The sequence below is a fragment of the Xanthomonas sp. WHRI 7065 genome (assembly GCF_040203115.2).
GTDB lineage: Bacteria > Pseudomonadota > Gammaproteobacteria > Xanthomonadales > Xanthomonadaceae > Xanthomonas > Xanthomonas arboricola.
The window spans coordinates 3,771,878-3,783,610 of record NZ_CP168194.1 but is presented as its reverse complement, the minus strand read 5'-3'; the positions used below and the strand labels follow the sequence as shown (position 1 = coordinate 3,783,610).

Sequence of the window (11,733 nt, the reverse complement as noted above, 5' to 3'; positions counted from 1 at the left end):
TCACGGCCAAGTCCCAGAATGGAACAGGTTTTCAAGAGCTATAGATCGGTTGGTGTCGCTCTACGTCGCTTGGTTGCCGCTTTAGCCCGGTATGCCAAGTCAAGTCTGCGCGCTTCGGGCTCCAATCGTTCCGGAGTGCTGTCGTTGCTGACGACATCGTCGGCGATGGCTTCTCGCTGTTCGCGCGCCGCCTGCGCGGCGATCATCCGACTTGCCAATTCGGGTGTTGCGCCATCGCGGCGCATGAGGCGCGCATGCTGCAGGGCGGCCGGGACATCGACGACTAGGATGCGGTCGAGCCACGGGTAGGTGGCACGTCCTCCGGCTTCGGCAAGCAGCGGGATCGCCACGATGGTGTACGGTCCCCGGGCAGCCAGTGCCGCGCGACGCAGTTCGTCGCGGATGGCGGGGTGAGTGATGGCTTCGAGCGCCTTCCGTTGAAGTGGATCGGCAAAGACAATTTGGCGCAAGGCGGAGCGATCTAGCGCGCCATCCGGCAACAAGATGGCGCGTCCGAAGCGATCGGCGATGGCATCAAGAATGGGGCCGGGCTCCACGACCTGCCGCGCAACGACATCCGCATCAATGACCGGCACGCCCAGTTTCTCGAACTCGGCAGCGAGGGCACTCTTGCCGGAGGCGATGCCACCCGTGAGGCCGACGATGAAATCGCTCATCGCCGTGCCCCGATCAACGCAGGCCTGCGAAGTGCAGGTAGCCGTCCACCAGGTCGTTGCCCCAGAAGAACACCACCCAGCCGGCGATGGCCAGGTAGGGGCCGAACGGGATCGGGGTGGCGCGGTCGCGGCCCTTGGCCACCAGCCAGATCGAGCCGAGGATGGCGCCGACCAGTGAGGAGATCAGGATGATCGGCAGGATGCCTTTCAGCCCGCACCACGCGCCCAGCGCGGCCAATAGCTTGAAGTCGCCGTGGCCCATGCCTTCCTTGCCGGTGAGCTGCTTGAACAGCCACCACACCGTCCACAGCGAGACATAGCCAACCGCCGCGCCCAGTAAGGCGGGCTTGGCCGGCATGTAGAGGTTGTCCATCGAGCCAACTAGACCCAGCCACATCAGCGGCAAGGTCAGTTGGTCCGGCAGCAGCTTATGTCGCAGGTCGATGCCGGACATCGCCACCAGAAAGCAGCTCAACACGATCGCGCCGAAACCCTGCCAGCCGAAGCCGAAGCGCCAGACGCTGGCCACGCACAGGATCGAGGTCAACAGCTCCACCAGCGGGTACTGGATGGAGATCGGCTTACCGCTGTAGCGCGACTTGCCGCGCAGCATCAGCCAGCTGAAGAGCGGGATGTTCTCCCACCACTTGAGCTTGTCGCCGGTGACGGGGTCGTGCGAGGGCTCCACCACGATCCCGGGCGGCGGCGGCTCATAGATGTCCGGCAGCTCCAGGATCTCGCGCGCATCGCGCCGCCACTGCCATTCCATGCGCTTGGGCAAGCGCAGGATCACCACGTTCAGGAAGCTGCCGATCAGCAGTCCCAGTCCGGCCGCGGCGGGAAAGCCGAGACCGGGATGCTGGTCTAAAAATGCCATGCTGCCTTACACCACTGAGCCAAGTTTGAAGATGGGAAGATACATGCCAATTACCATGCCGCCCACAATTGTGCCAATGAACACCATGATCAATGGTTCCAGCAGGCTGCTCAATGCATCCACGGCGTTATTAACTTCCTGCTCGAAATATTCAGCTACTTTGAATAACATGGCATCTAAGGCGCCTGCTTCCTCGCCGATCGAAGTCATCTGAACCACCATGTGTGGGAAAAGATTGACTTGCTTCATCGCCATATTGACAGGGTAGCCTACAGAAACGTCATCGCGCATACGGAGCACAGCTTCCTCATAAACTTTATTGCCAGTCGCGCCGGCAACAATGCTCAAAGCTTCAACTAGTGGAACGCCCGCCTTGAACGTTACAGCAGTCGTTCGGGCAAATCTGGCGATTGAGCTGTTATGCATGATTTGGCCAATGATTGGCACCTTCAACACTAGCCTGTCCATCCCATGACGCATGCGGGGAGAGCGCTTGTAAGCAAAGATGAATCCCGCAATCGCTGCGATACTGCCAAGTAGCATTAGCCACCAATAAGACACCATGAAGCGAGATGCGGCAACGATCATCTGAGTGAAGGCAGGCAATTCTGCTCCGAACCCTTTGAACACATCCTCGAACTGAGGAACAACAAAAACAAGCAAAATTCCGCTAACGATGATGGCGACTGCCATCACCATAGCAGGATAAAATAAGGCCTTCTTTATTTTGCCCTTCAAAGCTTCGATGTTTTCCTTATAATTCGCAACAGTATCTAGAACGGTTTCTAAGACGCCTGCACCTTCGCCCGCCCGAACTAGATTTCGATAAAGGTCATCGAACTGGACTGGATGTCGCGAAATTGCTTCATGTAGCGACGATCCTCCTTCAATATCAGTCCTAATTTGACCAACCATCTTTTTCATGCGAGGGTTTTTATGTCCTTCGCCAATAATTTCAAGCGACCCAACGATAGGTACCCCTGACTTCATCATTGTTGCCATTTGGCGGCTAAAGAACGCAATGTCTTTGGACGATATCTTTTTGCCAGCAGCGCCAAAAAGCGGCTTCGGCTTGGTCTTTACAACTATCGGCGTGATCCCCTGCCGCCGAAGCTCGGCGCGCAACATGTTTGCATTGCGAGCGGGCTGTTCCCCCTTCATCTTGACGCCACGCTTGTCTGTACCTTCCCAGACGAAGGGCACCATTTCATTTACGTTTCGGTCTATCGGCTGTTTCTTGATGCTGCTACGGGCGACTGACATTAGCGTTCCTCGCGGCCATCCCCAGGCCGGTGCTCCCCAATGGTAGCCTGTTTGCTCAACCTCGGCACACCTCGCGCTCGTCCACTTCGGACCCGCGCGAGGGCCAAATATGACCTCTAGCGTCACTTGCGTCACGGCCTCCCATTTGTCGACATAAGTGCTTCCTCTGAGATCCGTTTGTCTGCAACTATTGCTCCGGGGAGCGCTTCGGCAAAGCAAGTTGGCATGAACTGTGCTTAGTTTGACCCGTGAGTACCGCAGGTGTGCCGTTAGTCAGCTAGTACCGCAACTGAATCCATTCAACTCTTTAGGGGATGTAGACAATGAAGAAGCAAAAAGGTTTCACTTTGATCGAACTCATGATCGTAGTCGCGATTATTGCAATCCTGGCTGCCATTGCGCTGCCGGCTTACCAGGACTACTTGGCTCGTTCGCAAGTGTCGGAAGGACTTTCCCTCGCTTCTGGGGCGAAGACAGCTGTCGCTGAAACTTATGCCAACACCGGCGCCTTCCCGGCCAATAATGCCGCCGCTGGCCTTGAGGCTGCTGCGAACATCAAGGGAAAGTATGTGACGTCTGTGACGGTTGGGGCAGGTGGAATCATCACTGCAGCATTCAATACAGCTAATGCAAAGTTGAGTGGCAAGAATCTCGTCCTCACCCCGACTGACAACAACGGGTCGATCAGCTGGGGGTGCATCACCGGCACTACGATTGATCAGAAGTATCTGCCGACCTCTTGCCGCACTGCAGCGACCCCGTAATAAAGGCTCATGTTGAAAGGCCCCGGCTCGCCCGGGGCTTTTTTACTTCTGACTGAGTGTTAAGCTCAAAGGGGGCAAAGTGAGGGTCCGCGGATTCACTTTGATTGAGTTGATGATTGTGGTTGCCGTTATCGCCATTCTGGCAGCGATCGCATTGCCTGCTTACCAGGACTACCTCGTTAGAGCTCAGGTGTCGGAAGGCCTAAGTCTGGCCTCAGGCGCAAAGGTGGCTGTCGAAGAGTTCCACTGGGCTAAGAGTGCTTCACCAAGTACGAATGTTGAGGCTGGGTTGGGAACTCCTGAGAGCATCAAGGGGAAGTATGTTTCTTCCGTCACGATTGAGGCCGGTGGAGTTATTACTGTAGCCTTTTCAAGTGAGGGCGCAAATCAATACATACGAACGTCACGAATGCAATTGGTGCCTGACTGGTCGGGGACAGGTTCGACTGTATGGCGATGCAATGGCTCTGGGACTACTATTCAGTCAAAGTATCTTCCTCAAGCGTGTAGGTGATCTCTACAGTTGTGCTCGAGATTGCGTTTAAAAGATCAAATGTCTGTCCTATCGTAGGTGAGTAATGAGCGTTCCATTGACTGCAAATCTTGTTGGAATCACTGGGATTGCTCGGCGCTTGGTGCAGGATGGTGCGCTGGAAGAAGCCACTGCTCGAAGTGCGATGGATCAGGCGGCTACTGCCAAAATTCCTCTGCCGCAATGGTTTGCCGAAAAGAAGCTAGTCTCTGCTGCTCAACTCGCTGCTGCCAACGCAGTCGAGTTCGGCATGCCGTTGATGGACGTTTCGGTGTTCGACGCAAATCAGAACGCCGTCAAACTGGTCAGTGAGGAGTTGCTCCAGAAGTACCAGGTGCTGCCGCTGTTCAAGCGCGGCAACCGGTTGTTCGTGGGGGTAAGCAACCCGACCCAGACCCGGGCGCTGGACGATATCAAGTTCCACACCAATCTGGTGGTCGAGCCGATCCTGGTCGACGAGGATCAGATCCGGCGCACGTTAGAGCAGTGGCAAGCCAGCAATGCTGCGCTTGGCTCGTCGCTAGGTGACGACGACGAGGGGATGGGCGATCTGGACGTGTCGGCCGGGGACGAGGACATGGGCGCCGGCGGGGATTCCGGGGTCGATGCCAAGGGCGACGACACGCCGGTGGTGAAGTTCGTCAACAAGGTGCTGGTGGATGCGATCCGGCGGGGAGCCTCCGACATCCACTTCGAGCCCTATGAAGACGACTACCGGGTGCGGCTGCGGATCGATGGGCTGCTGAAGAATGTGGCCAAAGCACCGGTGAAGCTGAACCAGCGCATCGCGGCGCGTCTGAAGGTGATGTCGCAGCTGGATATCGCCGAGAAGCGGGTGCCGCAGGACGGGCGCATCAAGCTCAACCTGTCCAAGACCAAGCAGATCGACTTCCGCGTGAGCACTTTGCCGACGTTGTTCGGCGAGAAGGTGGTGCTGCGTATCCTTGACGGCAGCGCGGCCAAGCTGGGAATCGAGAAGCTGGGCTACGAGGCGGACCAGCAGAAGCTGTTCCTGGAGGCAATCCATAAGCCGTACGGGATGGTGCTGGTGACCGGGCCGACCGGTTCGGGCAAGACGGTGTCGCTGTATACGGCACTCGGCATCCTCAACGACGAGACGCGCAACATCTCCACGGCCGAGGACCCGGTGGAAATCCGTCTGCCCGGCGTGAACCAGGTGCAGCAGAACAACAAGCGCGGCATGACCTTCGCCGCGGCGCTGCGCTCGTTCCTGCGTCAGGACCCGGACATCATCATGGTCGGCGAAATCCGCGACCTGGAGACGGCCGAGATTGCGATCAAGGCCGCGCAGACCGGTCACATGGTGCTGTCCACGCTGCATACCAACGACGCGCCGCAGACCATCGCACGTTTGATGAACATGGGCATCGCGCCGTACAACATCACCTCGTCGGTGACCCTGGTGATCGCGCAGCGTCTGGCGAGGCGCCTGTGCAACAACTGCAAGCGCAAATCGACCTTGCCCGAGCATGCGTTGCTGGCGGAAGGGTTCACTGCAGAGCAGATCGCTGCCGGGATCGAGCTGTATGAGGCGGTCGGTTGCGACGAGTGTACCGAAGGCTACAAGGGCCGTACCGGTATCTACCAGGTGATGCCGATGACCGACGAGATCGGCGCGATCGTGCTGGAAGGCGGTAACGCGATGCAGATCGCCGAGGCGGCACAGAGTATCGGCATCCGCGACCTGCGCCAGTCGGCGTTGGTCAAGGCCGCGCACGGGGTGACTAGCCTGGCCGAGATCAATCGGGTGACGAAGGACTGAGTGCTGGGAATCGGGAATCGGGATTAGGGAATCGGAAAAGCCTGGGGCTATACGTCCCAGGCTTTTTTGTTTGGACAACTTTGGACAACAGCGTCAAGGATTGCAGCGGGCCACCGCGAGGTGATGCATGAGCCAATGCATCGCGCTGTTTCCCGCAAGAACCATCGAAGCGGCGCCTGTGCTTTTACGATTCCCGATTCCCGATTCCCCAATCCCGACTCCCAGCCCTTCTATTCCATCCCCAACTTCTTCAACTTGTAACGCAACGCCCGAAACGTGATGCCCAGCTGCGCGGCGGTCTTGGTCTTGTTCCAGCGGTTTTCTTCCAGCGCCTTCTGGATCGCGGCGCGCTCCAGTTGCTCGATGTAGGAGGGCAGGGCGGCTGAGGCGGGGTCGATGTCGACCACCGCTTCGCGGGGTTCGACGGCGGCGCTGCCTGGTGTGGCGGCCAGGCGATGGCCGCCGTGGGCGGGCAGGCGCAGGTCGGTGGCGCTGATCTGGTCGTCTTCGGCCAGGGCCAGGGCGCGTTCGAGGATGTTTTCCAGCTCGCGCACATTGCCCGGGAAGCCGTACTGGTCCAGCGCGTCGAGCGCGGACTGGGTCAGCAGCGGAATCGGCCGGCCGTGGCTATGTGCCAGGCGCGCGATGATGGCCGCGGCCAGTTGCGGCAGGTCGCCGCCGCGTTCGCGCAGCGGCGGCACGCGCAGTTCGATGACGTTGATGCGGTAGTACAGGTCGTGGCGGAAACGGCCGTCGGAGACCAGGTCGCCCAGGTTCTTGTGGGTGGCCGAGAGAATGCGCACGTCCACCAGCGACTCGCTGGAGGCGCCCACCGGGCGCACTGATTTTTCCTGGATCGCGCGCAGCAGCTTGACCTGCATCTGTAGCGGCAATTCGGCCACCTCGTCCAGAAACAGCGTGCCGCCATGCGCGGCCTGGAACAGGCCGGGCTTGTCGGCATGTGCGCCGGTGAAGCTGCCCTTCTTGTGGCCGAAGAACTCGCTTTCCATCAGCTCGGCGGGAATGGCGCCACAGTTGACCGGCACGAACGGGCCGGCCGCGCGTGCTCCCTGTTCGTGGATGGTGCGCGCGACCAGCTCCTTGCCTACGCCCGATTCGCCGACGATGTAGACCGGCGCCTGGCTGCGCGCGACCTTGCCGATGGTGGCGCGCAGGCTTTCCATCGCACTGGAATCGCCCAGCAGGCGGCTGGCCTGTTCCGGTGGCGGCGGTGGCGGGGCAGGGCGGTCGCGGTTATTCAATTCCAGCGCGTGCTTGACCAGGCCACGCAGCACGCTGATGTCCACCGGCTTGCTGACGAAGTCGAAGGCACCGGCCTTCAAAGCTTCCACCGCCAGGTCCATGCTGCCGAACGCGGTGATCATCGCCACCGGGGTCTGCGGATAGTGCTTGGCGATTTCGGTAACCAGCTCGATGCCGTTGCCGTCAGGCAACCGCATGTCGGTCAGGCACAGGTCGTAGGGATTGTTGGCCAGCAGCTCGCGCGCTTCGGCCAGGTTGGCGGCGGTGCTGATGCGCAGGCCCATCCGGCCCAGGGTGAGAACAAGCAGTTCGCGAATGTCACGCTCGTCATCGACAACCAGGGCACTTTTCGGTTCGTTCATGTGGCGCAAGATAGCCCACGGCGATGACCGTCGACAATTGCCGGCCGGGTCCGGGCGTAACGATTCACGTGATCACACGATGGTGCGCGGGCGCAGCACGATGCCCAGCAGCTGGCCGCACGGACACCATTGCAGTGCTAACGCAGGCCGCAGCGCCATTGGCTTGCGGCTGGCATGACGCAGCGCTCTCGCTCATTTCCCGAGCAGGCTATTGGGCCCCTGCAACAGGATCCGGAAACAGGCGCCGCCGCCCGGCACCGACACGTAGTCCAGTTGCGCCTGGTTGGCGCGGCATAGTTCCTGGGCGATATACAGGCCCAGCCCGGTGCCGTGCTCGGAGGTGGTGTAGAACGGGCGGAACAATTGCGCGGCCACCGTCTCCGGGATGCCGGGGCCGCGGTCGACTACGTCGATCACCGCCATGCGCTCCATGCGCTCCACGCGCAGTTTCACCCGCGCCGGTTCGTCCATGACCCGGCCGTACTTGAGCGCGTTGTGCACCAGCGCGGTCAGGATCTGGTGCAGGTGCTTGGGGTCAATCAAGGCATGCACGGCATTGCCCTGGATGCTGGCCTCCAGGATGTCGGTCTCCATCGACAGGGTCTGCCGGTACTCGACCACGAAGCGGCGCACGAAGGCGGCCAGATCCAGGTTGTCCGGGCTTGCGCGCTCGCGGCGGGCCAGCGCGAGCACGCTTTCGACGATGCCGTTGGTGCGCTGGCATTGCTGGTGGATGATCTGCAGCAGGCGGCGGTCGGCATCGCCGATGTCCGGGGATTCCTCCAGCAGCTGCGAGGCGTAGCTGATCGCCGCCAGCGGGTTGCGGATCTCGTGTGCCAGGCTGGCCGAAAAGCGCCCCATCGCCGACAGGGTGAGCGATTCGGCGCGCCGCGACACCACGCTGGCATCGTCCAGAAACACCAGCACCAGGTCGCTGTCGGCGAGCAGCCGCACGAAGCGCGGCTGCACTTCCGGGCGGTCGGCGCCCAGTTGCAGCGGAGCCTCTTCCTCGCGCCAGCCGCTGCGCCAGCGCTGCAGGCGGCGCGACAGTTCGGGCGTGAGCGCGGCCAACGACAGGTCGACCGGGGCGTTGCGCTGGTCGCCGTCGCCGAGCAGCGCCAGCGCCGCCTCGTTGGCCAGGGTGATGTGGCTGTGGGTGTCGACCACCAGCACGCCGGTGCGCATGCGGCGGATGATCAGTTCGTTGATCTCGTAGAGGTTGGCGACCTGCGCGCCGCGTTCTTCGGCCAGTACCTGATTGCGGCGCGCACGCGAGCCGATCTGTTCGCAGATGAAGGCCACCGCGACGTAGCTGGTGGCGAACATCGCCAGTTCCGCGACCGGGCGGGCGGCGCCGCCGCCTTCGAGCAGGGTCCACAGGTATTCCAGCACGATGGCGCCGCTGGCGAGCACCGCGATGCTCATGCCGTAGCGCAGGCGCAGCAGGATCGAGGCAGCGGCGACATTGAACAGCAGCATCATCGCGATGCCGGCGCTGGCGCCGGGCAGCGCATGCGTGGCCAGGGTCGCGGCGGCGATGTCGGCCAGCACCGAACAGAACACGGTGGTGGTCAGCCGGCGCTCGCTGCGGCCCCAGAACAGCAGCGGGATCGCAACCGACAGATAGCCGATCGCCACGCCGGCCGCCAGGCGCGGGTAACGCGGCTCCGGGATCGCGTCGGACAGGGGGCTGAACACCAGGGCGGCGATCAGCCCGGCCACCAGCACCCGGTACAGCGAAAAGAAGTACAGCTCGCGCTGCGGCGCGGACTGGATCCGGTCGATAAGCGATGGGCTGGATGGCAAGCCGATTCCCCGCTGGAGCAAGCCGCGAGTATAGGCAGGTGCGCGGCCCGCGTAGCGCTTGCGCACAGTGCCGGGCTGCGTGCAAGCGGCGCAAATGGCGGGCCATGCGCGCCGGCTTTTGCGCCGCACGGCGTGGTCGGCCACAATAGGCGGCCCGTTCGCGTCTCTTGACGTGCCGCCCAGGCGGTCTGCGTTGCACGCAGCGGTCGTTTCCTTTTCCCACGGTGACGCATGAATTTCCACGAATACCAGTCAAAACAGCTGCTTGCCGAGTACGGCATCCCCGTTCCGGCCGGCAAGGTCGCGGCGACCCCGGACGAAGCGGTTGAAGTCGCCAATTCCCTGGGCAAGGGCCCCTGGATGGTGAAGGCGCAGATCCACGCGGGCGGTCGCGGTAAGGCTGGCGGCGTCAAGTTCTGCAAGACCACCGACGACGTGAAGGCCGCAGCGGCCAAGATGCTCGGCACCAAGATGTCCACCTACCAGACCGCCGGCGTCGAGCTGCCGATCAACCTGGTGCTGGTGACCACCGCCGGCGAGATCGTCAAGGAGCTGTACCTGTCGATCCTGGTCGACCGCGGCACCAAGACCATCACCTACATCGCCTCCAGCGAGGGTGGCGTGGAGATCGAGCAGGTCGCCGCCGAGACGCCGGAGCTGATCCACTCGCTCAACGTCGATTTCGTCGAAGGCGTGCAGGGCTACCACGGCCGCGATTTCGGCTTCAAGCTCGGCCTGACCGCCAAGCAGGCCGGCCAGTTCGCCAGCATCATGGTGAACCTGTATCGCCTGTTCAACGAAAAGGATCTGGCGCTGGTTGAAATCAACCCGCTGGCGATCCTGGACGACGGCAACCTGTACGCACTGGACGGCAAGTTCGACAGCGACGACAACGCCGCGTTCCGTCAGAAGCAGCTGATCGCCATGCGCGACAAGACGCAGGAAGACGAGACCGAAGTGACCGCGTCGGAGCTGGACATCAACTACGTCACCATGGACGGCAACATCGGTTGCATGGTCAACGGCGCAGGCCTGGCCATGGCCACCATGGACGTGATCAAGCTCAACGGCGGCGAGCCGGCGAACTTCCTGGACGTGGGCGGCGGTGCCAACAAGCAGCGCGTCATCGAGGCGTTCAAGCTGATCCTGTCTTCGGACAAGGTCGAAGGCATCTTCGTCAACATCTTCGGCGGCATCGTCCGTTGCGACATGATTGCCGAGGGCATCATCGCTGCGGTCAAGGAAGTGGGCGTCAAGGTCCCGGTCGTGGTGCGCCTGGAAGGCACCAATGTGGAAGAAGGCAAGCAACTGCTGCGCGACAGCGGCATGGCCATCATCCCGGCCGACAACATCAACGACGGTGCCAAGAAGGTCGTCGAAGCTGTCAAGAACGCCGCCTGATCCACGACACCGAAGGAACTATCCATGTCCGTTTTGATTAACAAGAACACCAAGGTGATCGTGCAGGGCTTCACCGGCCAGCAGGGCACCTTCCACGCCACTCAGATGATCGAGTACGGCACCCAGGTCGTCGGCGGCGTGACGCCGGGCAAGGGCGGCACCACGCATATCGACCTGCCGGTGTTCAACACCGTGGCCGATGCCGTGCAGAGCACCGGCGCCGATGCGTCGGTGATCTATGTGCCGCCGCCGTACGCGGCTGATGCGATCCTGGAAGCGGCCGCGGCCGGTATCAAGGTCATCGTCTGCATCACCGAAGGCATCCCGGTGCTGGACATGCTGCGCGTCAAGAACGTGCTGACCCGCTCGCATCCGGACACCGTGCTGATCGGGCCGAACTGCCCCGGCGTGATCACCCCGGGCGAGTGCAAGATCGGCATCATGCCGGGCCACATCCACAAGCCGGGCAAGATCGGCATCGTGTCGCGTTCGGGCACCCTGACCTATGAAGCGGTCAAGCAGACCACCGAAGTGGGCCTGGGCCAGAGCACCTGCATCGGTATCGGTGGCGACCCGATCAACGGCCTGAACTTCGTCGACTGCCTCAAGCTGTTCAACGAAGACCCGCAGACCGAAGGCATCATCATGGTCGGCGAAATCGGTGGCGACGCCGAGGAAGCCGGTGCCGAGTACATCAAGCAGTTCGTGAAGAAGCCGGTGGTCGGCTTCATCGCCGGTGCGTCGGCGCCGGCCGGCAAGCGCATGGGCCACGCCGGTGCGATCGCATCGGGCGGCAAGGGCACTGCCGAAGGCAAGTTCGCGGCGATGGAAGCTGCCGGCGTCAAGACCGTCCGTTCGCCGGGCGATCTGGGTGCGGCGATTGCTGCGCTGGTGAAGTAAGCACGCCGCGCGCGCAAGCGTGTGAGCGTCGGAAAGGCCGCCTTTGGGCGGCCTTTTTTGTGGCTAGCCACTGTGGCTAGCCGTTTGTGGCAATGGCCGACGTGG

Annotated in this window: 10 protein-coding genes; 5 read left to right on the top strand and 5 right to left on the bottom strand. The window is 61.7% G+C overall.

Annotated features, from left to right (window positions below; translation table 11 throughout):
• Positions 1-38 precede the first annotated feature (38 nt).
• From coaE to ABQY64_RS15815, 3 genes are read right to left on the bottom strand one after another with little or no spacing between them, the layout of a single operon-like run.
• Complete coding sequence (gene coaE, locus ABQY64_RS15825; RefSeq protein ID WP_349779526.1) at positions 39-677, bottom strand: dephospho-CoA kinase; 639 nt, start codon at positions 675-677, stop codon at positions 39-41.
• A gap of 13 nt (positions 678-690) precedes the next feature.
• Positions 691-1,554 (bottom strand): A24 family peptidase, encoded by an 864-nt coding sequence (locus ABQY64_RS15820; protein WP_016849610.1) that lies wholly within the window; start codon positions 1,552-1,554, stop codon positions 691-693.
• 6 nt (positions 1,555-1,560) lie between these two features.
• Positions 1,561-2,817 carry a type II secretion system F family protein gene (locus tag ABQY64_RS15815; RefSeq protein ID WP_039812282.1) on the bottom strand — a complete coding sequence of 419 codons (1,257 nt, stop codon included), beginning with the start codon at positions 2,815-2,817 and terminating at the stop codon, positions 1,561-1,563.
• Positions 2,818-3,140: 323 nt separating this feature from the next.
• Here ABQY64_RS15815 and ABQY64_RS15810 point away from each other — a divergent pair, with 323 nt between their 5' ends.
• The 3 genes from ABQY64_RS15810 (at position 3,141) to pilB (ending at position 5,896) form a co-directional block, all read left to right on the top strand.
• Positions 3,141-3,581, top strand: coding sequence for a pilin (locus ABQY64_RS15810; protein ID WP_039812285.1), 441 nt, complete (start codon positions 3,141-3,143; stop codon positions 3,579-3,581).
• Positions 3,582-3,693: 112 nt separating this feature from the next.
• Positions 3,694-4,095 carry a pilin gene (locus tag ABQY64_RS15805; RefSeq protein WP_221238164.1) on the top strand — a complete coding sequence of 134 codons (402 nt, stop codon included), beginning with the start codon at positions 3,694-3,696 and terminating at the stop codon, positions 4,093-4,095.
• 64 nt (positions 4,096-4,159) lie between these two features.
• On the top strand, positions 4,160-5,896 hold the full coding sequence (pilB, locus tag ABQY64_RS15800) for a type IV-A pilus assembly ATPase PilB (protein ID WP_349779527.1): 1,737 nt from the start codon (positions 4,160-4,162) through the stop codon (positions 5,894-5,896).
• A 230-nt stretch (positions 5,897-6,126) separates the two neighbouring features.
• Here the strand turns inward: pilB and ABQY64_RS15795 are convergent, their stop codons facing one another.
• Together ABQY64_RS15795 and ABQY64_RS15790 are read right to left on the bottom strand one after the other, a co-directional pair.
• Positions 6,127-7,521, bottom strand: coding sequence for a sigma-54 dependent transcriptional regulator (locus tag ABQY64_RS15795; RefSeq protein ID WP_016901261.1), 1,395 nt, complete (start codon positions 7,519-7,521; stop codon positions 6,127-6,129).
• A 192-nt stretch (positions 7,522-7,713) separates the two neighbouring features.
• Positions 7,714-9,327 carry a PAS domain-containing sensor histidine kinase gene (locus tag ABQY64_RS15790; protein ID WP_039512337.1) on the bottom strand — a complete coding sequence of 538 codons (1,614 nt, stop codon included), beginning with the start codon at positions 9,325-9,327 and terminating at the stop codon, positions 7,714-7,716.
• Between the two features lie 231 nt (positions 9,328-9,558).
• On the opposite strand from ABQY64_RS15790, the gene sucC reads away from it, so the two are divergent.
• Positions 9,559-10,728 (top strand): ADP-forming succinate--CoA ligase subunit beta, encoded by a 1,170-nt coding sequence (sucC, locus tag ABQY64_RS15785; protein WP_039519379.1) that lies wholly within the window; start codon positions 9,559-9,561, stop codon positions 10,726-10,728.
• Between the two features lie 24 nt (positions 10,729-10,752).
• Entirely contained in the window at positions 10,753-11,628 is an 876-nt protein-coding gene (gene sucD / locus ABQY64_RS15780) for a succinate--CoA ligase subunit alpha (RefSeq protein ID WP_011038208.1), read from the top strand.
• The last annotated feature ends 105 nt before the right edge of the window (positions 11,629-11,733 follow it).